The sequence below is a fragment of the Microcoleus sp. Pol8_D6 genome, from assembly GCF_036700965.1.
Lineage (GTDB): Bacteria > Cyanobacteriota > Cyanobacteriia > Cyanobacteriales > Microcoleaceae > Microcoleus.
Window position 1 is genome coordinate 62,461 of the sequence record NZ_JAUBPW010000017.1, and the last position, 22,626, is coordinate 85,086.

The window sequence follows — 22,626 nt, forward strand, 5'->3', positions numbered from 1 at the left end:
GATTATTACTTACCGCAGTTACTGACCAAATTTTACCCGATCGCGCTCAAGTGCGATCGAAAATATTGTCGATACAGTTCGCACCTCGGCACGCACTCGTTCCCCTGCAATCTCACCAACCCCAAACTGTCCAACTTAAAAGCCTGCATTGCCTTTAATTGCACCGGATAGTCCGCAGCCACAATCTCTCTCATCCCCTGCGCTAACTCAGGATATTCTTCCAAATTCCACAACTGCCGGCGCAAATGGTCGCTGTAAATCCCCGCATCTGCGATCGCAGTTTCTTTTAATTCATCGAGTGTCAAATGCGAGCGCGAAATGTGATATAATGCAACTCGCACTAAATACGGATGTCCGCCGACAATTGCCATTAATTCTTCAACTTCTGCATCAGACCAATTCAAGTTGTGGCGCGCTGATAAATCTTGTATTTGCTGAGAGTTGAATTCGGGCAAATCTACGGGCAGTCCGACGTTGAAAGGCGATTGATTGATGTTCATTGGGATGTAAACTTCGGTGGAGTGAACTACAATTAATCGCAGTTTTTTCCAGATGTCGCGCCGCTTCGATTCTTCGTGCCACGCCCGCAGCAGTCCTAAAAAGTCTTCGGCAATGTCGGGATATTGAAAAACGCGATCTATCTCGTCTAATCCTAAAATTAAAGGACTGTCGATTTGCGGTAAAATGTATTTTTCAAAGTAATCTTTGCAGTTGACTTTGCTGCCGAAAATTTCGTCCCAATAATCGTCTAATTGATTGGGTAAGTGCAACTCGCGGCCGACGTAAGCGCAAAACCACTTTAAGAATTTATCTAAGTTGGCAAATACGGCTTTATCTACTAACTGAAAAGTTAGTGGCACTGTGCAATAGCCTTGACGGGCTCCGTGATGCAAAATTCTTGCCATTAAGGAAGTTTTGCCCATTTGTCTCGGTGCTTTGATTCTAATTAACGCGCTGGGCTGGACAATAGTTTGATAGCAGCGTTCTTCGATGGGCGGGCGTTCTACATAAAATTGAGAAGCGACATCGACTTGTCCTCCCGGTAATTCAGGTTCTGCGGCGGGTAGAGGTATTTCGTCGCTGCTAATTTCTAATAGCTGTTTTTGTGTTAAATCTTCCGTTTCTTCTATGACGGGTGCGGGTTGTTCTGCTAGTAAATTCAGAACCTCCTCGATAATAATTGGAGTGTCGGCGGTGGTTTTCCATTCCCTCTGTTTGATGCGGTACAGATAGCCCCGCAAGTCGTGATTTAGAGGCGCGTTCAGGGGAAAGCCGACGCGGATGGGGAGAATTATTGGTTTTCTGTCAGGGCGGGAGTCTTGCAGTTCTTTTGCTTGCTGAACTTGATATGTTAGTAGTTCGCTTTGGTTTCCCGTTGGCGGCAAAAGTATCAGCAAATAATCGCATTCTTGGAGGAATAAATTAATGCGATCAAACCAATTATCTCCCAATCTAATGTTATTTTCTGCTGTAAAAACTGTATGACCGATCGCGCTTAAAGCCACTTCTAACTGTTTTCCTAACTCGCGATCTGGTTCGGCGCTGCGATAACTGACAAATACTTTAACAATTCTGCTGCTGGCTGTATCTTCCGCTGCCGGCGAATTGTCCAGCTCGTCTAAATTTGTCGGTTCCTCAAGTTTAGCAGATCGATGGTCGCTAGCAGCCAGAGTCATCTCAAAAGCCGCGAACAACTGGCGAATTTTACTCAAATCCGCACCTTCTCTACCCTGCTTAATTTTGCTGATTGTATCCGCACCGACGCCAGATTCAGCCTCGATTTCAGTCAGAGTACCTCTAATGTTATATCGGTCAGACCATTCTTGGAGCGCCTCGTTAAGTTTCTTTAAGCCAGAGGCAGTGAGAATGCGACCGCGATCGCGTTTTGACTTGAGCACTTCGCTTGCAGTGAAAGGGGAACGAATCTAGAAATTTTAACGCCTTAAGTTCCTATTTTGGGCGATTTTAAGGAAGATAATCAGCCAGCCGGAATTTAAGGGATTTTACTTGAAGAGGTTTTTGGGGCGATCGACTCCTCAAACTCTGTCCTGATAACGACTTCAACAGTTGAATATATTTGAGAATAAAAAGTTTTTCTTAACTCCCCAATCTCCGCCGCTAATCACCACTTAACTTTTTAGAGTAGATATACCAAGCAAAAAGGAGCAGCCAAATGAGCAAAATCTTACACAGACTGGCAATGGCCGCTTTGGGAACCGCCGCCATTTTCACCATTAATACACTTAATAATTTAACAGAAGCATCAGCCGCTGGTAAATTTGACCAACCAGAAATTTATCAAAACACTGTTTTTCCACTTGGCGTACCGGGTCAGTTGCATAAATAGGGCAATTCATTGATTGATTTAATTGAATTAAGGAGAAATTATGAAGTCTACACTGTGTTCGCCACAACCTATAGCTACCAAACCTGACTCCGTTGAAGCTGACGCGATCGATGCCTGCACTGCGCTTGCATGGATGGAATTGGTAGCATTAGATGCTAGCGCTCTCACGGGGGATGATTGGCTGGCTTTGTGCGATGATATAGATAGCGGGGAAATCTACCGCTGCTGGTTTTTGTGGCGTGATCGCGAAGTTAGCGGTAATTGGGAAGCTTACGATCCTTTGAGCGATCGCCGATTCGTTGCGAAAGGAAAAGTGTTTCTAAAAGCCGCGATCGACTCACTCGAAGATGCTAGAAATCGGGAAGTCGCCTAACTTGAATTCATCTCATGTGAATAAAATTTGTGCCGACAAAACAAGAATTCTGCCCAGAGAATTCGCGACAGTACAAACTTTCGTCCGCCTGCGCGAGACAGGAAGAAAAAGGGGTAATAGAACCGGATCTGATATCAGTCCCGGAAACGGAATACTCTCAAAGCAAATAAAAAACTTACGGCTGCGGGCAAGATTTGACTGTATGATGCTATGTGCTTCGTCTCGAAAGCGGTTGATCAGGTTTTTTCAGCCGCTTTCTCGTTGCAGCCGTTAAACTCTTTCTCTTCACACATGACTCCTAAACTGCGATGGCTGTTGCCGGCCGCCCTTAGCCTTTTCTCGATCGCCCTGCCCGCAAAAGCTGATACACTAACATCTTGGCACTTCGATCTCAGGGAAAACCAACTCAATTTAACCACAGATTCAGGAGTTCAGCCGGAAGTTAAACTAATTGCTAATCCTACCCGCTTAGTAATTGACTTACCGGGAATAGTCTTGGAGTATCCCGAAAGTCCTCAAAGCTACAACTCAGCTATTCAACAAATTAGAGTCGGACAGTTTGACACCGAAACAACCAGGTTAGTCATACAATTAACTCCCGGTTATAAGTTAGACCCGCAAAAAGTCCGAGTCATTAGAGAATCTGCCACGCGCTGGTCGTTTCAATTGCCCAATCCAGAGCAAATAGCCGGTAATGAGTCTTTTATACCCACAGCTATTACCCGCATAGAACAAGCAGCAGGTCAAGTTACGCCCACTGTTTCGCCGGGAAATCAGAGAAACAATTCGGCTGATTTGGGGCTGTCAACAGGCTCGGAAATGACAGCCATCAAGCCTCAAATCGAAAGTGCGATCGAACAGTATAGATCCCTGAGCGCCGGAATGTTTTTTCTGGATTTAGATACAGGAAACTATTTGGATATCAAGGGCGATCGAGTATTTCCGGCCGCCAGTACCATCAAATTACCAATTCTGATTGCTTTTTATCAAGATGTAGACGCAGGCAAAGTTAGCCTCGACGAAACATTAGTGATGAAGTCCGACTTAGTTGCCAGCGGTTCTGGAAGTATGCAAGATGAACCAGATGGCACTCGGTTTAGCATCAGAGAAACCGTAGATAAAATGATTACCATCAGCGACAATACAGCCACCAACATGATTATTGAACGTTTGGGGGGAATTGCTAAACTCAACGAGCGTTTTCGCAGTTGGGGATTAACTGATACCAGAATTCGCAATTGGTTGGGAGATTTTCAAGGAACAAATACCACAAGTTCTGTGGATATGGTAAAGTTGCTGGCGATGCTGTCTCGCGATAAATTAGTTTCTGAGTCGAGTCGGGAACAAGCATTAGAATTACTGCGGCACACAACAACTAGAACGCTTTTGCCTTCCGGTTTGGGCCCCGGCGCAGTTATTGCTGACAAAACTGGAGATATCGGGTTTGTGGTTGGCGATGCGGGAATTATTGATATGCCCAACGGTAAGCGTTATTTAGCCGCAATCTTTGTTAAACGTCCTTACAATGACCCGATTGTGAGAGATTTTGTCCGTCGGATTTCGCGCATTGTTTACAATTATTTAGACCAACCTGCGGCGAGAGTACCGGATAATTTGCGTTGATCAGACAATTCGGCGATTGAAATCGCTACTAAACAAACAAAGTCCGCCTTCGCGGACTTGAAGAGAAGATTTTTAATTACTAATGACTATTCTTTGCGCTCGATGGCTACAGTCAAATGAGCCGCAACTGCCCCAACTGTAGCAAGTACAGCAGCAATTGGAAAGGCTACTGAGCCCGCAACGCCGCCTACCAATCCAGCCATCAGCGGAATGTCTGCCAAAGTCCGCCCTTGCGAGTTTTTGATGACGAGGCGGCGGAGTTTTCCTTGCTGAATTAGCTCTTTGACTTTGCCGATTAAACTGTCGGCGCTAATCTTGAACTCTTCCACTCTGACTTTTTCCTCAGTGGCAAACTCTGAGGCGAATACATGAGTTTCAACTGTTGGGTTGGCTGAATTTCCGGCCGCTGCTGTTTCGTCTTGTAGAATTGTTACTTGTTGTTCTAGTTGTGAGTTCATTTTGTGTAAGGGCGGGTGAAAACCAGCCGTTTAATTTCTATACTCTTATCTTCGGCGATCGCACTTGGGAATGACAGGCAAGGAAACCCTACAATCTGCATTCGTACTTTCCACCCCCGCCTTTTTACTCAAAACATTATTTTTGTGGCGTTAAATCAGGGCGGGTTTATTTATTCCTAAAGGTAGAGAAGATATTATTCAAACAACCCGTCTCTAGATACAAGTAAGGTGCGTACTGCTAGCCATGTCAAGGTGGCTGCTGTGTTGAATTTTTGGTTGAAACTTTCGATATCGATCACTTACGGACATTGCCGTATTCGTGCAGGTTCAACAGCGGCAGCCACTGGTAGCAAAACTTTCAGCAGTTGACAGGTATGACACCGAGAGCATACAGAGCTAATTGAGCGATCGAGCTATTGTTAGACTGCGACACTCCCCCTGTCTAAACCCGGAAAACAATGCCGCTGTAATTACCACCGACTTTGCCCACTAAGCAACTATCTTCTCCTACTTTTATGTTTCTTGATTGAGAACTTAGCAGTGGTTCCTCGCCACAGAATTATAAGAGGAATAGCAACAATAATCAAACCTGGTAAAGCTGGAAAAGATGCTGAGGCGATAGCTGAAATCATAATCAGCAGAGCTAAACCGCCAAAAAATATCCAGCCCGAAATCAGTACCCACCAAGGAATTCTTCCTCCTGCTAAACCTCTAAAAGCTCTTCCACGGAGATATATTTCACCCATAGGCTCATATCCAGATGGAATTCTTTCTTGATAAGGAGATTTTTGATCGGCAGGGACTTCAACCACAATCCGATCGGTATCTAACTTGTGATCAGGAAGAAATTGCTTAGATTCATCATTCTCACTCATTATTGCAACTCTTGAAGTTTACAGAGGAAATAACTTTTATTATTCTAGCAGTAGAGATTCCAAGGCAACCAGCAGTGTACGAATATCTTCATTTGAGGTTTTCCAGACTTCATCTAGGTCGATGTCATCATATCGATGAATCAAGTTGTCCCGCATTCTGGCAATGAGTGATCAAAGAATGTCCGAATGTTGGTTAATCAGGGTATGAAAAACATCAGTTGACAATCCTCAAGCTTTGTCGATACTGGTTTCCATGACTGGCATATTTAGCCTTTCATATCGTAAATCAGCAACGCCAGATATCGATATCGCTGTCTGCATGAAAGTCTTCACGAAGGATAGAACCAAAGAGGGAGAGTTCGATGATTTGCCAATGTTGGCAGAATTTGGTGATTTGGTCAATTGGTAGGGCGAGATCGGTTTTCATTCAGCCTCCTCGTCATCTATGCAGATTGTAAGTGAACAACTAGAATCTCTTCCTGGTTGCTGATAAATTAATAATCCATTGATTGAGAACCACAAACTGATTATTCAGGTCATATTCTGCCGTCTTTGAATTATCAATGACCTTCACAATCGCCTGATAACTCATATTTTTAGAAGCCTCAGAATCTTGAGAAACTGCCAAAATTCCTGAATGTTCTGGGTTCGCTGGATGCAATTGCTGAAAGTCATCACAATTTCGTGTAAGCAGCACTCTCTCATTTTCTCTGGCAGCGTCTAGCACGACTGAATCTGGATGATTCATTAAATCCAATGTATTGACTGTGGCTACATCGTGACCGGCTGCCTGAAGAAGATTGACTAAATACTTTGCTTGAGAATCTTCATCAAGCAGCATTCGTAGGCTCAACTTGGACTCTTTTTACTTCCAATCGATAGCGTTCATCGTCTGCTTCTAATTTTAAAACTTCTTGATTATTCTCACAGTAATCAATCACCTCATAGATAGCAGAAAGTGGTAAATCCCAATTTTCGGCTGCTTGTTCCGGTGACATCCAATTAGCAGTCATGTCTCGCCAAATAGTCGATGCTAGTAATTTACGTCCCTTAATATAAAGTTGTTTGCGCCAAGCATGAGGACGTGCAATTAAATATTGCCAATTCTCGATTTCTGGTGTACTTTGTAGGGATTGAACGATCGCACTTAGTAGGGCAAGGCGATCGCTGACTGATAGTTGGCTGGCTTTTTCTTTAAGCTCTTGCAAGGACATAAAAAAATACTCCAACAAAAGTTGGTATTTGAATTATAGTACATTGGAAAGCACGGGCGATCGAGTCAAGAGACATCCGATAGCAACAACTTTTGTTTAATGTGTCGAGCGGCACATCTTCCGATCGAGCATAGTCGATCGAGATACTTTTGAGCTATCGCTTTACTTCTGTGTATTATGGTTGTTTTACGGTAAGAAATCGCACGATCGCTACTCGGATGGTGGAGGGATGATCTCGATACCGTATTTGGGGGCCGCGGTAAGAATTTTGTCCAAATCTTCAGGAGTCAACGATGCTCCAAGGGTAATCTGACCGTTCACTGCCTTTCCAACTTCCGCAATAAATTTCTCAAAGCCAGCAGGAGTGACCCAAATCAGCAGTTTAGCGGGTGTAGCGGTGGTATTTGTCAATCGGTGAAGCTGGCCTTTTGGTGAATGAAGGAAGGTTCCAGCCGTCGCCACGAAAGTACGATCGTCAAGCTGGAATTCAATCTCTCCGTCTTGAACATAAAATGATTCATTTTCTCGGTAGTGCCGATGGGTCGGCGTACCGCCACCAGGTGCAACAATTACCTCACAAAGCGCATAGGCTTCCCCTGTTTCTTCACCAACTGCTTTGAAGGTATAGAGGTCTTGACCAAAGTAGTAAGAACGACCTTGACCGGGTTCAATAAAAAGTCCGTTTTGATGAATTGTCATTTGTTAAGTCCTCAAGCGAAGTGTTAGCTGGCTGGCGATGGTTTTTTGTGGAACATTCTTCACGGAGTCAGAATCTTCTCAATACGCCGATCAGGGATAAGCCACATTATTGCAACTAAAACATACAGCATGAAAGCAAACCATGAGTTGACAAAAGAAAGCAGGATTGCTGTGGCATAAATCACTACTGATACCTTCCCCTTAAAGTCTCGCCCAAGTGCAATTGCCAGAGTGGAATCTTTACCGTGGTAAGAAATAAGGACACGAGTAAGAATGAAGTAAGCGATCGCAGCCAACAACAGCACTGTGCCATAAAGCGCAACTGGCCAGGCCGCGAAGTGGTTCTCGCCTGTCCAGGCAGTGACAAAGGGAATGAGTGACAACCAGAACAGCAGATGCAAATTAGCCCACAACACATTACCATTGACGTGCCGAGCCGCTTGTAACAAGTGATGGTGGTTGTTCCAGTAGATACCAAGATAAATAAAACTGAGTACATAGCTCAGAAATACTGGAACTAGCGGACGCAGCGCAGCTAAATCAGCTTCATGGGGCACTTTCAATTCCAGCACCATAATGGTGATGAGAATGGCGATTACACCATCGCTGAATGCTTCTAACCTGCCTTTACCCATTTTTGTACATCCTTCTTTTTTGTTGGCGCTGGCGATCGCTCCTAATTCCAAAAATAACTTAGCATAAGGTCGGTGGCAGTGATGTGTTATACTGATCGGCGATCGCTTGCACTTACCAACAAAGCCAACCATTTTGCTTGCCTAATCGAAGACAGATAGCCTTAACGAACTTTTCACTCATCTTTTTAAGCAGTCGATCTGCACGACTTCTTATAAATACCCGATCGACCAACGGGTAGAACGGGCAAAGCAGTTTTTGAAATTTTCGAGAGCGATCGATTATGGACATTGCCGTATTGGTGTGGCTTCAACAGCCACAGCCATTCGCAGCACACAGTTTCGGCAATTTACGGGCATGACACCGAGAGTCGGAGCGATCAAATTTAGCGATCAAGCTTTTGTGTAGTACGCAGGCTAACGGCTTCATCAACAACCTCACTGCTACTACCAGAAGAGGAAAAGAAGCAGTTATGAAGCCCCGCATATTCATCGTCCTACTACTTTAATCTTAGGGTTAGTTCATCAATACGTTTCCTAATTTCTGTTTCGGGAAAGTCAACTTTTCGATACTTTTTGTAAAACTTTAACAATGTGTAATGAAACGAGCTAAATCTAACTTTTGGTATCTGATCATCCAAAATCTTGAAAAGATCCCCTCGATCTGGTAGACACTGAGCCACGTTGTTAAATAGCCAGTAATCTTGGGCTATCAAAAACTTCGGCTCATAAAGTGCAGACATTAGCTTGTGTTTCAAGTGAGGTTTTACTATGGAAATACCAACGCTAACTATTCGTCGCAATACAGAATCATGTCTAAAGCTTACTCTATTTTCAAGCCATTGGAAATAAAGTTCTATGCCTTGATTAACCTTATCAATATCTTTAGGTTCATCAAGTAACTCAAAAATCTCGAACGCCCAATATTTATAATATTTATCGCGAGAAGTGAAAGGTTCAACCTTGCTAGAATTGATATTTAGATTAATTTTGAATAATTCCTTCGAGGCTTCAAAGAGAATTTCGTAAGCACTTTCCTCATTCTTAGCCATAATGATTTGATCGTCAGAATATCTGAGGTAACAAGCATCATACTTATCGCACTCAGCTTTCATAAAAGCATCATAGTCTTGTAAATAAAAATTGGCTAGAATGCGAGAGCAGTCACCAACTTCATCTTGAGGTATTCCGACAGATTTTTGTGAGTATCTTTCAAATCTACGATTCCAATTTCTAAGAAAGTGAAAAAGCAAATCAATTATAAAAGCCTTTTCTTTTGAAGTAGTAGCTAATCTAATTTTGTCTTCTAGAAGACTAAGATTGATCGTGTCATAAAAATTGGCAATATCAAACTTCAGGAAAAAACAATGATTTGGATTTTGACTATAAAGATAAGCACGTTTCTGAAATTCCTTCCAATTTTCTGACCACTTGTAGGGGTTGTAACTATTTTGCGGAATTGGTGACGGAGGTGCCAATTTTTCTAACTCTTTCTCTTCGCTTTTCCGTATTGGATTGCCTAAGCTCCAACCTCCAAATGTTCCATCAACCCGGTTAATGGCAATAGCTTCTTCCAACTGTTTGATGCAAAAGTAATAAGTGCAGTTTTCGCGTAAATCAAAGACTGGCACTATTCTCGAGACGCAATTGTGCTTGTCAAAAACTACATACTCACGTGGAAGCCCAGGGTAATAGTGTCGGTGAGTAATGTCATCATGTAGCTTTTGAAGTGTCTCTATCTTCTTGGGTTTATTACTCGATGAGTATGGAACTAAGGTCTCCTCAATGATTTTTTCCCAGAAGCGCCCAGCAAATAGATTAAGGAAATCAGTCTGGCTAATCATGTAACATCTATAAATAAGCCTCTCGCTAACAGCCTGATGGTCGGATTAAAATATTCTGATTATTTATCCATAAATAATATAGCATCGGTATCTTACCGCATACGGTTTTTGTTTGTGAATCCCTACTCACGATCGCGCTTCAGTCAAAGTTCACCCATTTATCAAGATTTAAATAGTCGGAAAAATCGAGTTCGTCCTTGTCTTGAAGAAGTTTCATCAGAACGACAGACCATACCGATGCAACCGGAGTCCATCGAACTTGCGTTAAACTAAGTCAGGTAAATGACTTTCTATACAGATGACTATTTTTACTCTGCGATCGATCAAAAAAGACTTCGGCATCAAGGAACTCTTGACAGATGCCAGCTTCAGCCTCGATGAAGGCGATAAAGTCGGACTCATCGGCACCAACGGTTTCGGCAAATCAACGCTGCTGAAAATGATTGCCGGTTTGGAGTCGATAGACTCTGGCGATCGCTGGGTCAATCCAGGGTCTACAATTGTCTATCTCCCCCAACAGCCGGATTTAGAGAAAGTCACCAATATCGTTCTCAAAACCCCTTTTTGACTCAATTAGAACATCCACTTTACGAACCGCCAGTCTGATTAAGTGTATTACCGCAGTTACGCTATCAAGGTTTCTCGTTGTGCTTTTGTACAGTACGCAGGATAACGGCATAGTCGATCGGCAATTGCTACGCTGTAACAGAATTAGGTATGTGTACCCGAGATCGGACGATACCCGTGCAGGCGGTTGTAAGCCGCTTTTCTATAAGCTATTTTATGCTGAATGCTCCTGAGAGAAAACTCTGTGATGCGGCTAACCTGCGTTCTTTTGCTCCAGCGCTTGTACCCATCGGCTACAGGGCCTGCAAGGAATTCATACCATCGCTGAATCATTTTTTCTGTGGTGAAATCTTCAGCGCGCTTTAGTCCGTTGGCTACCATTTTTTGATACAGTTCGGGCTGTGACTTAAGTAGTTTAACTGCCTTAAATACTTCTTGAGGTGTTTTTACTTCGATATAATCTAGGTCTGATTGTCTCTGTTCGCGGAAAGCTGGCTCAGGCCCGAGTAAAGCTGGTACTCCCGCTATCCAAGCATTAACCAGTTTACTAGCTGGTTTGACTAAGGCATCTTTTTCTGTGAGATCGCGCACAGCTAAAACTAAATCATCGGTGCTGTAGTCATGCCACATAACAGGTTGATTTTCAGGTCTGCCATTAATTCTGAATGTGACACCCAGTTTTTCTAGTTCTTGCTTAAATTCAGGAGAACGAAACGATTCATATAGATTAACATCCCCACCTTTGAAAACAATATTTTCAATTGTACTACCTCGTTCCTTCAGCCTCGGTATCAGACCCGGTTGGGGCCAGATAGGTATGAATACATCTGTTTTTGAATCCTCGACACAGGCTTTATTTTGCATAACAGTGAAATCGCAAAGAGGAGGTTGAAAACCATCACCACGACAACCTACAACAAAGGAGTTAAAAGTCCGATCCTTAATTCCTAAATCAAGGGAACTAACAACACAAATCTCTCCCGGAATAAATCGGTCGGAAATTGAGACATTGAGGTGCTTTCGTTTCAGATACAAATAGGTAAGGATAATCCAACAGTCTTCGTTAGTTTGTATGCGACTATGTAAGGAGTTGGGATCGGGTATTAATGTTTCCGAGGGTTGAAATAGCTCAGGCCAAAGTTCAGGATACCGAACCACAAATGTCACAGGGTATGGAAGAGAGAGAAAATTTATCGGCACAGCTTTTTCTTCCCGATTATCCTAATAGTTTTGAATTAGACGCCTTGTCTTGAAACTACTCTACTTCAAAATAAATGGTACCGCAACTGCCGTCAGCTCAACTGCATATAATTTACCTGTTATGGCGTTCGGGGAGAGGATTGGAAGCGCTCTACGAGGGGGTGGTGTAAAGATGCTTTTTGAAGGTGCCGCACAGAATAACATTTTTTTGGGTAAAAATTTAATGCCAAAATCTGTTGTAGGCGAAGTCCCGCTGGCCGTTGCTCATGGCTGCGGCGTATCTCCGTTTCTCTATCGCCTGGTTAGTGGCGCATTCCGGCTCAAGCACAAGCCAAGCTCGACAACAAAGAGCTGTATTGAGTAGCTTACGGCGAATCGATAAAAAGTGTGTAGCCTGTGGTACAAAGTTTGTTTAGGGATTCCCTCAATAATCTTGTTTGTGCCGGAGTGGGAAGGTCAGCGCTAAACTAAGTCAGGTAAATGACTTTCTATACAGATGACTATTTTTACTCTGCGATCGATCAAAAAAGACTTCGGCATCAAGGAACTCTTGACAGATGCCAGTTTCAGCCTCGATGAAGGCGATAAAGTCGGACTCATCGGCACCAACGGTTCCGGCAAATCAACGCTGCTGAAAATGATTGCAGGCTTGGAGTCGATCGACTCTGGCGATCGCTGGGTCAATCCAGGGTCTACAATTGTCTATCTCCCCCAACAGCCGGATTTAGACGAAAATCACACTGTCTTAGAGCAAGTATTTGCCGACAGTGGCGAACAAATGGCTTTGGTGCGCGAATACGAGGAAATTTCCAATCAATTGTCGCACGGCAAAGGCGATACAGACAAGTTGATGGCGCGTCTGTCTGCGGTGTCTGAACGGATTGATGAGGTGGATGCGTGGGATTTGGAAACCAAGGCAAAATTGATTTTGACCAAGTTGGGAATTGAGGATTTTGATGCGAAAATTGCCGACTTGTCCGGCGGCTACCGCAAGCGAATTGCCTTAGCAACGGCGTTGTTGTCCGAGCCCGATGTGTTGCTGATGGATGAACCGACAAACCACTTGGATGCGCTGTCTGTGGAGTGGTTGCAGAACTATTTGAACGGCTATCGCGGTGCTTTGCTGCTGATTACGCACGATCGCTATTTTCTCGATCGCGTTACCAATCGCATCCTAGAGATCGATCGCGGCGACCTTTACAATTATGCTGGCAATTACGCTTATTACTTGGAGAAAAAAGCCCTAGCTGAAGAATCCGCCGCCAGCAGTGTTCGCAAACACGCGGGTGTATTGCGGCGCGAATTGGAATGGCTCAAACGCGGGCCGAAAGCGCGCAGTACCAAGCAAAAAGCTCGGATTGATCGCATTAAAGATATGCGAGCCCAGGAGTTCAAAACAGCCAACGGCAAAGTCGAAATTGCCACAGCAGGCCGCCGGATTGGTAAGAAGGTGATTGAGTTACTGAATATCTGTAAAGCTTACGGCGATCGCACTTTAATTAAAGATTTTACCTACAATTTCACTCCCGAAGACCGGATTGGAATTATTGGCTGCAACGGTGCGGGAAAATCGACGCTGATGGATATCATCACCGGACGCATTCAGCCGGATTCGGGCACTGTCGAAATTGGCACAACCATTCATATCGGTTATTTTGACCAGCATTCGGAGGATTTGACACCGAACGAAGACCAGCGAGTTATTGAATACTTGAAAAGTGTGGCAGAGTTGGTGCAAACGGCGGACGGCGAAATCATTACCGCTTCTCAAATGTTGGAAAAGTTTCTGTTTCCACCGAACCAACAGTATGCACCGATTAACAAACTTTCGGGCGGGGAAAAGCGCCGGTTATTTCTGTTGAAAGTGCTGATGAGTGCGCCAAACGTGCTGATTTTGGACGAACCGACAAACGACTTGGACGTGCAGACTTTGGCGGTTTTGGAGGATTATCTCGAAGATTTTAACGGCTGCGTGATTGTGGTGTCCCACGATCGCTATTTTCTCGATCGCACGATCGACATGGTTTTCGCCTTAGAACCGGGCGGTAATTTGCGTTTGTATCCCGGCAATTATTCGGTGTATTTAGACTACAAGAAAGCCGAAGAAGCCAAGGAAATTAAAGGGCAAAAGGACAAAGAAAAACTTACACGCACCGTTGAATCTAACAATTCAAAATCCCCAAGTTCTACTCAAAAAACTACTAAAGTTTCCTTCAATGAGAAGAGGGAATACGAACAATTAGAAAGTCAAATTCCGCAGATGGAAGCTGAGAAACAAGAGATTGAAAAGAAGTTGTCTAACAATGCTCCCAGCGGGTTTGCCGAGGTGAAGAAGTTATCGGATCGTTTGGCTCAGTTGACGCAGCAGATCGATCGGGCGACTGAGCGCTGGTTGGAATTGGCCGAACGGGTGGGTTAATTTGTGGTGAGTGCGATACCAACCTTCCCACTCACCGGACACAGACTTTCAAGATTGCTGTGGGTAGTGCCAAACCGCTCATTTTTTGGATAGAGCCTTATACCAGTTGGTAAAGGTCGGCAGATGGGTACGGCACAAGTTTTCTATGTCAATTTCCCCCTCGTAACTCAAGCTCACAAACGGTGGAAACATTGACAGTGCGCCCTTTAGCTTGGCGGCATCGGGTGTACCTGATTTCCTGACTTCAATGTAGATATTCTGCAAAAACTGAAGTAATTCATCAGGATACTGAGTGCTAGTTTGCAGTTTCCCCACTTGCTCTACAAGTTCTGCAACCACGATTTTCGCCTCTGGTTCAGTAATTTCTACCTGGGTTGCTCGTGTCGCTAGAAGCTGCCAGTATTCTTCCTCAAAGGGACGCATCTGCTTACGTAGCTCTTTAATCCCCAGCTCTATGCGAGTTTTTTCCTCGAAGGAGGCTAAAATTTTAGCCTTTTCTCTACCTGCTATGTCCTGGCGGAGGAGTTCCAGATTCTCTTCAACTGCACGAAAACGATCGTTTGACATTTTATTAGACTCCATATTGGCCTTAATATACTGACTACATTCTGATTCAGTTGGTGGGACTGAACTGATTATAGGTCGTGTTTTTGTCTCAGCGCGCACTTCAGACTGACGTGCATCTGCTGGTTTTGCTTCAACCTGAATTGTTTTGGCTGCGGGCTTAATTCCAAAGATATCTAGCCAATCCTCAGTAGAAAGCGCATTCTCAATTGCTTCTACTGCTAGCTCATCAACGGTGGTTTCAACCAGTAAACGTTTTTCAACAAGTTTTTCCTTAATCCGCTTTTCAACTGTACTGTTCATCCAAAAGCTGTAGACGGTTACACTATATTTCTGACCAATTCGATGGGTTCGATCCTCTGCCTGCTGCATTGTCGCTGGATTCCACCAGTGATCGAAATGAATCACATAAGTTGCTTCAGTCAGATTTATGCCAGAACCAGCAGTCTGTATTGTTGCTAAAAATACTGTAATATCTGGATTACTACGAAAATCACCTACTGCTTGATCTCTCTGTTGGTTGGAAACTTCACCTGTGTACACAACATATTGGATTTCTCTACTATTCAGTAACTTGGCAATTTTATCCGTCCCTTCTTTCCTGTACTGTGAGAAAATTAAAACTTTCTTTTTGTTAGCAGCAATGGTTTCCACATATTCCAGCAATAATTCTGTTTTTGGACTCTCCGCTCGCTCTTTTGCAAAATTACAAATCTGCTTCAATTCACCCAGCAATGCAAAAATATGTTGTCGAACCTGAATGGTTTGTTCTACACCTAGAGATGTCTCAATTTTTCGCCTACCTGCCTGTAATGCTCGATCATAGTCGGCTTTCTGATGTTTATCCAGATCCAGCCAATCTTCCTGCCGTACCTTATCTGGAAGCTCTTGCAAAACATCCTGCTTCAATCGACGCAGCATATAGGGATCGATAGCTTCTTTCACAGCTTCAGGAGAATCCTTAACACCACCTCTGAATGTGCCGGGACGGATAAAAGCAAATAGTGATTTCACATCATCCAGGCTATTTTCAATCGGTGTACCTGTCAGGGCCCAACGATATTCAGACTGTAAATAACGAACAGCTTGCGAAGTCTTAGTATCTCTATTTTTGATTTTCTGTGCCTCATCCAAGATGATACAATCAAACTTGTTACAATCAGTTAAAACTTGATTACGTATATCTGTACGCAGCGTGTCATAAGTTGTAATGTAAACATGAAATTGCCGTTTCCACGCGAGCTTTCGTTGCTCTTGGTTGCCACCACGAATAACTGCGACTTCCAGTTCAGAAGCCCAATGATAAAAGTGTCCGTTCCATCCCTCAGAAGTACCTGTTTTAATACTTAAGTCAATGCTACCGATAACCGAAGGTGGGCAGACGATTAATGCCGAGCTAATCTTTCCTTCACGAAACAGTAAGCGTAGGGCATTCAGTGCCTGAACCGTTTTACCAGTACCCATTTCGTCTGCTAACAAAGCTGATGGCTGATCTACAAGCCAACTAATTCCCTGTTGCTGATATCCGCGCAGCTCATGATAAAAATCTAACTTCTTCGGAAACTCTAGCGATAGCGGAGGTAATAAAATAGGCTGCAAAAGATTCCATTGACTTGGCGAATGGGTAGGAATTTTGTCTTTATTTTGTTGCTTTTTATCTTGCTCAAAACAATGCCCAAAAATCTCAGGAACATTCAATAAAAAAAACAAATTTTCGGATACTTGAGAGGCAAAAAAATTAACTTTTTCGTACTTAAAGGTTCTAGTGGGAGTAAATGGCTCGACATAGTTCTCCGAACACATAACTCCTTGAATGAACCAGTCAGTGCAATCGAATACTGCTGGCTGCGGAATGTCGATCGCAGAAATACTCAAATTTTCAGGAATAGGCAGGGATGCCTGAATTTGGTGAATTTCTGGTACTTTGAGCAGGAGATTACCCGATGGTGTACTCCTTGCCATGATTAAGCAGAGGTTATCAGAAGTCAATAGGGCGGGAAACTGAAAACTCTGCTGATAAACAACAGCGGGTTCTATCCTCCAAACAGAAATTAAGTAGAGCTCTGGAGATCTAACACCTGATGTAGCGCGAGTAAGCTGCTTTGCAATTTCTTTAATCAGGAACATAGGTGTTAGTTATTGCCCTCGTTACGACTATTAAAGTCTGCACAGGCTTTTTCAAGACGATTGAATGGCTCCATTAAGTCCCTATTTAAAAAAATTGGCTGTAACAGATGTGAAATCTCTTCCAACTTTGGCTCAAATTGACTCAAAGTACAAATTTTAACTGGAGGACGACCAGAATCTTCAGGATTGAGTGGTTTAGTAGAAGCGCCTCTCTTAAGAAGAGCCTCATCTTCTTTCAGCATGAGAACCGTCGGAATTTCTTGCTTAGTATTAATTTCTAGAAACAAGATATCTCGGACAATAATCAGGTTAGGCTTTTGCTGGAGAGCACTCAGAAGAGGTAACCCAATCAGTTCTACAGAAATATGCTCATTTAAAAGCTCACCGTAGAGTATCTCCTGGAATTTTTGTGGACGAACAGGCCCGGTTACTCGAAACTCTAGAGGTTTCGTTTCTGTATCAGTTATCAAAATCGCTCCTCGGATAGCCGCACCCTCTTCAAAGCGATATATTCCAAGGAAACCTATAGTCAAAAATTTCATAGCAATTCAAATCTAGACACCAAAAACCAGATAGGCATATCAGGAGGTATATAGCCTGCACAATTATTATACAAAATTTTTCTATGCTGTACAATAAAAATTATTTCCGCATCCATACTGGAGTAGTTGGGCATAGACATCATCCTGAGTATTTTTCCAGACTGCATCTAGAGATGATTGACTTGCTTCAAGCCAAAACCCAGTTTCATCATACTTTACCATACTGTGTGGCCAGCGGTGGTGAATTGAACTAACCTAGCATTTAGCGCCATACAAGTCTACTTTCAGAAACTTAAAATACGTTAGTTACTTCCATTTAGCATTCACAGCCCTATACTCCACTATAAATTCTGTAATTTCTACCAATTATGTTCGCTGAAACTGTATTGGTAGCAAGTGAATCCCAATTATTTGTATTATCTTAAACCAATTAATAGAGTGGTTAACTTTTTTTTGACTTCTATCTAGATTGCAAAACTAGACAGGTATGCGCTCACACTTGTGTTTAAATTAGCCAATTAATTGGGTTAAATGTGCGCTCCATCCATATACCATAAGACATCTTTTAAATTCGCTATTTTTTCCGCAACTTCGAGCGCATCGGCATCTCCATATATAATTTTGTTTAATTAGATATAATAAATTTTTATATTTAAAAATTAAATCTTGGAATGTAAAAAACATAATAAAATTAGTAGGAGAGATTATTATTTAACAGACGAGTTTGTAACCTTAGACAATTTATTACCTAAGTGTGATGAAGCTATGGTAGTATTAAAGTTATAAAATCGGTTGCTTGTTACTACGGTAAAGCAAACTGACCAACAAACTTAAGACCGATAAAAGTCTGAAATCCTTGTCAAACCTGCAAGGCGATCGGAAACAGCGACAAAAAACCCGTTTTTTTTTCGATCGCCCCAAGTAAAGCTGTGTGTCAACAACTGCGAAGCCCCGGAGGGTGGGGTTGACAAAAGCAGTAGAATATGCAGTAAAAGTCAGGGTAAGCAAATAAGACTGGCAGCAGAAAACAGGGGCGAAAAGTCCCAAAACAGGTAAAACAAAAGTCGATCGGGCAAAGTAAGTTGGCCGAGGACTAAAAATATGGTGATGAGTGAGATACAATTGACCTGTTCTGAGCCAAGAATTGGTCAACATCACAAGTATCCTGTAGAAGTCTGATAGTTGAGAATCTCAGGGTTGTCGAGGAGCGGGAGCAAACAGAAAACTATGCCTCAAAAAGTAATCGCCAAACAGATGTCTTTGGAATCAGGGTCAGATCCGATCGCCGTGGTTGCGACAGTCGAAACAGTGCCAGCCGAAGCAGTGGCAGTAGAGTCCTACGCCGATCAGTTGATGGACGAACTGTTTGAAGGAGTCGATCGAGCATTCGACGGCAGCGGCGGACTGCCATCCGAGCCCGTGCAGCCAGAATTCGTGGCGCTCAAGTCGATCTCGGTACCTCAAATAGTTTTGTCGCAGTTGGCCCCCCCCCAGCCGCAGCGGGACGAAAAAGACGTAGAAGCGATCGCCCGCCAAGTCGCCCTAGAAACAGCCAAAAAACAGCAGTCCAAACAATCATTCGACAGAATGCTACTGGGAGCAGCATTTGGGTCGCTGCTGCTAGTCATGGGGTTATGGCTCGCAAGCAGGTCGGGACTCGTGCGCTTGCCCGCCGCCCCCCCACCAGAGATACCCGCAGCAAGTGGCAAAACAGCACCAGATACCCCGTTTGTGGAATACGTGCAGCGCTCGCTAGAAGCGATCGAACAAAAAAAAGCACCCCAAGCTAACCCCCAACTTGCAGGAGTTCCCGCAGCCCCCACCCCAGGGACGCTGCCGAGCATTCCCATTTCCGGCGCGCCGCCGGCAACTGCAGGTCTTTCGACCGCAGTCAACCGCATTGCTAATGCCCTCGAACAAGCTGCCTCACAGCCGGGAGCACCAGCACCCCAAGTTGTAGTCATCCCTCCCCCCGCTCAGGTGACAGTGGCTCCGGCTGCTCCGGTAGCTGCGGCTCCGGCTGCTCCTCAAACCAGCGCAGTTTCCCCCTCACCTGCTGCTCCAGCCTCCGGTCGTGCAATCGCCGCTGCGGGAAATCGAGATCCTCTCGCCGCTTCCCCTTCCCCCTCGGAGTCTCCCCAGCCAAAGATTTTGGCTCGCGAAACCGAACCGGCACCAGCGCCTGCAGCCCAGCAATCCGCGCCCGCGCCGGAGCAATCCGCACCGGCCGTCAGCAGCGCCCCAACTTCCGCGCACACGCTGGTTGGGATTTTGGAGTTGGGCGATCGATCGGCTGCTTTGTTTGAAGTAGACGGCGTAGCCCGCAGAATTTATGTGGGCGAAAGCATCGGCGCTAGCGGTTGGACGCTGGCAGAAATCAAAAATCAAGAAGCTGTGATTCGCAAGGGAGGAGATGTGCGATCGGTTTTTGTCGGCCAAAAGTTCTAATCAGTCATCAATTATGAGTCATTAGTCATTAGTTATGAGTTAGATCATTGGTAATCGGTAATGGGCAGCGATCGGGCTGTATATCACGAGCAGTGAAAACAGTTATAATATAGGAACCGCCAAGACGTTCTTAATTGCTGAAACCATTGCTATTATTGCTTCTTGCTTCTATCCGTTAAATCGCTTCCCCACTTCGTTACCGAACTTTCTTCTGCTATAACTAACAACTCAGGATCAATAATCGATCGCCAGTGACTAAGAACCAATGACTAATAACTAATGACAATGACCAATGACAATGACTAATGACTGAGGAATTATAAAAAATGGGCTTATTTGATGATTTCAGCCGCTTTCTAGAAACCAGATTAGAAGAATTTTTGCGTAGCAATCCCCATCTGGAATTGCAGGCAATAGAAGAACAACTGAAGGAACAAGAAGAAGACACTCTGCGGCTGATTCTCGATATCCAAAAACAAGAGAAAAAACTGCAAGCCGAAATTCTCTCCGCCGCCCAAGAAATTCAGCGCTGGAACGATCGCATCAACAAAGCTAAAGCTGCTCAAAGGCTCGATTTAGCTCAAGCAGCCCAAGAGCGGCAAGCAGCTTTGCTGCGTCAGGGAAATCAGCGCTGGGGTCAAATGCAAGGCTGCAAAGAACGGATTGAAAAAGCAAAAGAACTGTACCGCCAAATTCAAGTACGGCGAAAAGAAGTCCGAGCAAAAGCCGCCGAAGCTGCAACTCGAACTACCACCACTAAAACAGAGCCAAATTGGGATACAAAGGGTTGGAATCAGAGTTCAAATTATAATAGTTTTAATGCGGCCGATCCTTTAGAAGAAAAGTTTCAACGCTGGGAAGCAGACGAAGAACTCGATCGAATGAAGCGGAATATAGGCCGATAGTTACGAAAGCCTCCCCATCCTGTAGGGACGGGCTCACCCGGAACTCTGATTCCTAATGCAAATATTCGTCAACCCCCCATAGGGTGCGGTATGGCGATCGCTCAATCCGACTTGATATAATTACCATCCTAAAATTATAGGGACAATTAATCATATCAAATTCGTTAGCATCGGAATAGTAAATTAGAGTTCACTGTTCACTGTTCACGGCGTCAACCGTCAACCGTCAACAGTCAACATCATGTATGAGTCTAACCGGAAATGATATCAATCATCCCTACAATATTCTCACCTAATTAATTGGCGTTGCAGATTTATGGTAGAAACAAAAGGTCTAATCAAGTAAAAAAATCTATGATTTTTCCTGGCTGTCAATCCACCAATCTGAGGGGGTGACAACCCCCTCATGTGCAAAAGACAGATTCTGAATCAAAAAACTGTTTTTTAATTTAAATATCGCTGCGGTTATTCACAACGGTTGCTCGGCTTGAGAAGGTGGCTCTTGTGGCAGCGGAATAAACTCTGTCTCTTGAGGAACCGGACCAAACCGCCCCTCTCTCCAATCGAGTTTAGCTTGCTCAATGCGCGAGTGCCGACTCGAAACAAAATTCCACCACTTATGGCGCTTACCAACAGGTTCACCGCCAATCACAATACAACGAGCCGTGCCTGAAGCAGAAATGTTTACTTCAGTGCCGGAAGTGAGAACTGCCAACCGATGTTGTTCCAGAGGCAATCCATCGATCGCAAGCCCATCTGTTACGCTGTAAACCGCCTGTTCGCTGTAATTGCCCGGTAAGGTAAATTGCTTGCCAGGAGGTAGTTGCACGTCCAGATAAATCATGGGTGAAAATATTTGAACTGGGGAGGTACGACCGTAGGCTTCACCCGCAATTAGGGTGAACGAAACTCCTGCATCCTCCCAAACAGGCAGTTCAGTTGCCGGATGATGCCGAAACCAGGGGTCGGTTTCTTCGTATTCATCGGGAAGTGCTATCCAGGTTTGAATGCCATGCAGGATGGCTTCTTTGCTGCGCTCGTCGTCAGGCGTGCGTTCGGAGTGGACAATGCCTCGCCCTGCTGTCATCCAATTCACCGCACCGGGACGGATTTCTTGAACGCTGCCGACACTATCACGATGCAGCAAAACACCTTCAAACAGGTAGGTGACGGTTGCTAAGTTGATGTGCGGATGCGGTCTGACATCCACGCCCCGGCCGGGTGGAAACACCGCAGGACCCAGATGATCAAAAAAGATGAACGGGCCTACCAGCGCTAGAACGTCTGAGGGAAGCAAGCGACGGGCTTGGAATCCACCTAAATCTTGAATGTGTGGCTCAATGAGATGCTGGATGGTATCCGTCATAATGTTTATGAATTTGGGAACGCTAATCGTCTATCTCAAAAGTGCATTATACAAAAAGCTATCCTGGTAGAGGGCGATCGCAATATCAGTGATTGGTCTAAACTTTCCCAATCGAAAGCTGTTGTAGAGTGTCGAGTTCTAAACGAGCTTTCTGCTTACGAGATGATGGAGAGTTCGTCACTGACTTGAATTCGACCTTTGACCAGGGAGCGAATCAGACGATCGAGTGAGCCACGTTCTTCTTCACTTATGGACTCATCAAGGATGGCAGCCATCATGCCGTAGCGGTCAGCTTTGGTAACGCGGTGAGTATCGGTGACAGTGGCAATTAATTCGTTGATAGCGCCGGGGAGAAGATTAACTGGAGACATGGGATTGTTTTGAACTCGACACCTTAATCATCTCGTGGTTTCTTCTAAGAGC

At 44.3% G+C, this 22,626-nt stretch carries 23 protein-coding genes and 1 pseudogene; 9 read left to right on the forward strand and 15 right to left on the reverse strand.

Annotated features, from left to right (window positions below; all coding sequences use genetic code 11):
• Positions 1–32: 32 nt before the first annotated feature.
• The gene (locus QUA10_RS09740) at positions 33–1,898 is read right to left on the reverse strand and encodes an AAA-like domain-containing protein (RefSeq protein WP_333082668.1); all 1,866 of its coding nucleotides are present in this window, start codon (positions 1,896–1,898) and stop codon (positions 33–35) included.
• A gap of 275 nt (positions 1,899–2,173) precedes the next feature.
• On the opposite strand from QUA10_RS09740, the gene QUA10_RS09745 reads away from it, so the two are divergent.
• The 3 genes from QUA10_RS09745 (at position 2,174) to QUA10_RS09755 (ending at position 4,343) form a co-directional block, all read left to right on the forward strand.
• Positions 2,174–2,347 carry a hypothetical protein gene (locus tag QUA10_RS09745; RefSeq protein ID WP_333082669.1) on the forward strand — a complete coding sequence of 58 codons (174 nt, stop codon included), beginning with the start codon at positions 2,174–2,176 and terminating at the stop codon, positions 2,345–2,347.
• A gap of 40 nt (positions 2,348–2,387) precedes the next feature.
• Positions 2,388–2,720 (forward strand): hypothetical protein, encoded by a 333-nt coding sequence (locus QUA10_RS09750; protein WP_333082670.1) that lies wholly within the window; start codon positions 2,388–2,390, stop codon positions 2,718–2,720.
• Positions 2,721–3,011: 291 nt separating this feature from the next.
• Positions 3,012–4,343: a serine hydrolase gene (locus QUA10_RS09755; RefSeq protein WP_333082671.1), complete on the forward strand. Its 1,332-nt coding sequence runs from the start codon at positions 3,012–3,014 to the stop codon at positions 4,341–4,343.
• An 86-nt stretch (positions 4,344–4,429) separates the two neighbouring features.
• Here the strand turns inward: QUA10_RS09755 and QUA10_RS09760 are convergent, their stop codons facing one another.
• From QUA10_RS09760 to QUA10_RS09795, 8 genes are all read right to left on the reverse strand, one after another.
• Positions 4,430–4,801 carry a DUF4342 domain-containing protein gene (locus QUA10_RS09760; protein WP_333082672.1) on the reverse strand — a complete coding sequence of 124 codons (372 nt, stop codon included), beginning with the start codon at positions 4,799–4,801 and terminating at the stop codon, positions 4,430–4,432.
• A 497-nt stretch (positions 4,802–5,298) separates the two neighbouring features.
• Positions 5,299–5,676, reverse strand: coding sequence for a hypothetical protein (locus QUA10_RS09765; RefSeq protein ID WP_333082673.1), 378 nt, complete (start codon positions 5,674–5,676; stop codon positions 5,299–5,301).
• A 39-nt stretch (positions 5,677–5,715) separates the two neighbouring features.
• A complete protein-coding gene (locus QUA10_RS09770) occupies positions 5,716–5,832 on the reverse strand; it encodes a HepT-like ribonuclease domain-containing protein (protein WP_333082674.1) in 117 nt (38 codons plus the stop codon).
• Between the two features lie 130 nt (positions 5,833–5,962).
• On the reverse strand, positions 5,963–6,103 hold the full coding sequence (locus QUA10_RS09775; protein WP_333082675.1) for a nucleotidyltransferase domain-containing protein: 141 nt from the start codon (positions 6,101–6,103) through the stop codon (positions 5,963–5,965).
• A gap of 39 nt (positions 6,104–6,142) precedes the next feature.
• Complete coding sequence (locus tag QUA10_RS09780; protein WP_333082676.1) at positions 6,143–6,517, reverse strand: DUF5615 family PIN-like protein; 375 nt, start codon at positions 6,515–6,517, stop codon at positions 6,143–6,145.
• Positions 6,507–6,890 carry a hypothetical protein gene (locus QUA10_RS09785; protein WP_333082677.1) on the reverse strand — a complete coding sequence of 128 codons (384 nt, stop codon included), beginning with the start codon at positions 6,888–6,890 and terminating at the stop codon, positions 6,507–6,509. The genes QUA10_RS09780 and QUA10_RS09785 overlap by 11 nt, the downstream gene beginning before the upstream one ends.
• Before the next feature lie 210 nt (positions 6,891–7,100).
• Complete coding sequence (locus tag QUA10_RS09790) at positions 7,101–7,589, reverse strand: cupin domain-containing protein (RefSeq protein WP_333082678.1); 489 nt, start codon at positions 7,587–7,589, stop codon at positions 7,101–7,103.
• Between the two features lie 59 nt (positions 7,590–7,648).
• Positions 7,649–8,356, reverse strand: a complete 708-nt coding sequence (locus QUA10_RS09795; RefSeq protein WP_333082680.1) for a TMEM175 family protein — start codon at positions 8,354–8,356, stop codon at positions 7,649–7,651.
• 124 nt (positions 8,357–8,480) lie between these two features.
• Between QUA10_RS09795 and QUA10_RS09800 the strand changes: the two genes are divergently transcribed.
• A complete protein-coding gene (locus QUA10_RS09800; protein WP_333082681.1) occupies positions 8,481–8,630 on the forward strand; it encodes a hypothetical protein in 150 nt (49 codons plus the stop codon).
• 91 nt (positions 8,631–8,721) lie between these two features.
• Here QUA10_RS09800 and QUA10_RS09805 read toward each other — a convergent pair whose 3' ends face one another.
• On the reverse strand, positions 8,722–9,798 hold the full coding sequence (locus tag QUA10_RS09805) for an RNA-directed DNA polymerase (protein ID WP_333086230.1): 1,077 nt from the start codon (positions 9,796–9,798) through the stop codon (positions 8,722–8,724).
• 565 nt (positions 9,799–10,363) lie between these two features.
• Between QUA10_RS09805 and QUA10_RS09810 the strand changes: the two are divergent.
• Positions 10,364–10,600: pseudogene (locus QUA10_RS09810) on the forward strand (ATP-binding cassette domain-containing protein); the annotation flags it as partial.
• Between the two features lie 176 nt (positions 10,601–10,776).
• Here the strand turns inward: QUA10_RS09810 and QUA10_RS09815 are convergent.
• The gene (locus QUA10_RS09815; protein ID WP_333082683.1) at positions 10,777–11,496 is read right to left on the reverse strand and encodes a hypothetical protein; all 720 of its coding nucleotides are present in this window, start codon (positions 11,494–11,496) and stop codon (positions 10,777–10,779) included.
• 385 nt (positions 11,497–11,881) lie between these two features.
• Here QUA10_RS09815 and QUA10_RS09820 point away from each other — a divergent pair, with 385 nt between their 5' ends.
• Positions 11,882–12,196, forward strand: coding sequence for a hypothetical protein (locus QUA10_RS09820; protein WP_333082684.1), 315 nt, complete (start codon positions 11,882–11,884; stop codon positions 12,194–12,196).
• 132 nt (positions 12,197–12,328) lie between these two features.
• Positions 12,329–14,251 carry an ABC-F family ATP-binding cassette domain-containing protein gene (locus QUA10_RS09825; protein ID WP_333082685.1) on the forward strand — a complete coding sequence of 641 codons (1,923 nt, stop codon included), beginning with the start codon at positions 12,329–12,331 and terminating at the stop codon, positions 14,249–14,251.
• Between the two features lie 78 nt (positions 14,252–14,329).
• On the opposite strand, the gene QUA10_RS09830 is transcribed toward QUA10_RS09825, so the two are convergent.
• Together QUA10_RS09830 and QUA10_RS09835 are read right to left on the reverse strand one after the other, a co-directional pair.
• The gene (locus tag QUA10_RS09830; RefSeq protein ID WP_333082686.1) at positions 14,330–16,942 is read right to left on the reverse strand and encodes a DEAD/DEAH box helicase; all 2,613 of its coding nucleotides are present in this window, start codon (positions 16,940–16,942) and stop codon (positions 14,330–14,332) included.
• A gap of 5 nt (positions 16,943–16,947) precedes the next feature.
• Positions 16,948–17,484 (reverse strand): hypothetical protein, encoded by a 537-nt coding sequence (locus tag QUA10_RS09835; protein WP_333082687.1) that lies wholly within the window; start codon positions 17,482–17,484, stop codon positions 16,948–16,950.
• Positions 17,485–18,711: 1,227 nt separating this feature from the next.
• Here QUA10_RS09835 and QUA10_RS09840 point away from each other — a divergent pair.
• On the forward strand, positions 18,712–19,932 hold the full coding sequence (locus QUA10_RS09840) for a hypothetical protein (RefSeq protein ID WP_333082688.1): 1,221 nt from the start codon (positions 18,712–18,714) through the stop codon (positions 19,930–19,932).
• Between the two features lie 326 nt (positions 19,933–20,258).
• Positions 20,259–20,837 carry a TIGR04376 family protein gene (locus QUA10_RS09845; RefSeq protein WP_333082689.1) on the forward strand — a complete coding sequence of 193 codons (579 nt, stop codon included), beginning with the start codon at positions 20,259–20,261 and terminating at the stop codon, positions 20,835–20,837.
• Between the two features lie 469 nt (positions 20,838–21,306).
• On the opposite strand, the gene QUA10_RS09850 is transcribed toward QUA10_RS09845, so the two are convergent.
• The gene (locus tag QUA10_RS09850; RefSeq protein ID WP_333082690.1) at positions 21,307–22,203 is read right to left on the reverse strand and encodes a pirin family protein; all 897 of its coding nucleotides are present in this window, start codon (positions 22,201–22,203) and stop codon (positions 21,307–21,309) included.
• 155 nt (positions 22,204–22,358) lie between these two features.
• Positions 22,359–22,574, reverse strand: a complete 216-nt coding sequence (locus tag QUA10_RS09855) for a hypothetical protein (protein ID WP_333076209.1) — start codon at positions 22,572–22,574, stop codon at positions 22,359–22,361.
• Positions 22,575–22,626 lie beyond the last annotated feature (52 nt).

Coding starts and splice junctions, on each gene's coding strand:
- QUA10_RS09765 (WP_333082673.1), bottom strand. CDS start 5,676: ATGAGTGAGAATGATGAATCTAAGCAATTTCTTCCTGATCACAAGTTA.
- QUA10_RS09850 (WP_333082690.1), bottom strand. CDS start 22,203: ATGACGGATACCATCCAGCATCTCATTGAGCCACACATTCAAGATTTA.
- QUA10_RS09745 (WP_333082669.1), top strand. CDS start 2,174: ATGAGCAAAATCTTACACAGACTGGCAATGGCCGCTTTGGGAACCGCC.
- QUA10_RS09855 (WP_333076209.1), bottom strand. CDS start 22,574: ATGTCTCCAGTTAATCTTCTCCCCGGCGCTATCAACGAATTAATTGCC.
- QUA10_RS09835 (WP_333082687.1), bottom strand. CDS start 17,484: ATGAAATTTTTGACTATAGGTTTCCTTGGAATATATCGCTTTGAAGAG.
- QUA10_RS09770 (WP_333082674.1), bottom strand. CDS start 5,832: ATGCGGGACAACTTGATTCATCGATATGATGACATCGACCTAGATGAA.
- QUA10_RS09760 (WP_333082672.1), bottom strand. CDS start 4,801: ATGAACTCACAACTAGAACAACAAGTAACAATTCTACAAGACGAAACA.
- QUA10_RS09825 (WP_333082685.1), top strand. CDS start 12,329: ATGACTATTTTTACTCTGCGATCGATCAAAAAAGACTTCGGCATCAAG.
- QUA10_RS09830 (WP_333082686.1), bottom strand. CDS start 16,942: ATGTTCCTGATTAAAGAAATTGCAAAGCAGCTTACTCGCGCTACATCA.
- QUA10_RS09750 (WP_333082670.1), top strand. CDS start 2,388: ATGAAGTCTACACTGTGTTCGCCACAACCTATAGCTACCAAACCTGAC.
- QUA10_RS09795 (WP_333082680.1), bottom strand. CDS start 8,356: ATGGTTGGCTTTGTTGGTAAGTGCAAGCGATCGCCGATCAGTATAACA.
- QUA10_RS09815 (WP_333082683.1), bottom strand. CDS start 11,496: ATGCAAAATAAAGCCTGTGTCGAGGATTCAAAAACAGATGTATTCATA.
- QUA10_RS09755 (WP_333082671.1), top strand. CDS start 3,012: ATGACTCCTAAACTGCGATGGCTGTTGCCGGCCGCCCTTAGCCTTTTC.
- QUA10_RS09790 (WP_333082678.1), bottom strand. CDS start 7,589: ATGACAATTCATCAAAACGGACTTTTTATTGAACCCGGTCAAGGTCGT.
- QUA10_RS09840 (WP_333082688.1), top strand. CDS start 18,712: ATGCCTCAAAAAGTAATCGCCAAACAGATGTCTTTGGAATCAGGGTCA.
- QUA10_RS09845 (WP_333082689.1), top strand. CDS start 20,259: ATGGGCTTATTTGATGATTTCAGCCGCTTTCTAGAAACCAGATTAGAA.
- QUA10_RS09775 (WP_333082675.1), bottom strand. CDS start 6,103: ATGAAAACCGATCTCGCCCTACCAATTGACCAAATCACCAAATTCTGC.
- QUA10_RS09785 (WP_333082677.1), bottom strand. CDS start 6,890: ATGTCCTTGCAAGAGCTTAAAGAAAAAGCCAGCCAACTATCAGTCAGC.
- QUA10_RS09780 (WP_333082676.1), bottom strand. CDS start 6,517: ATGCTGCTTGATGAAGATTCTCAAGCAAAGTATTTAGTCAATCTTCTT.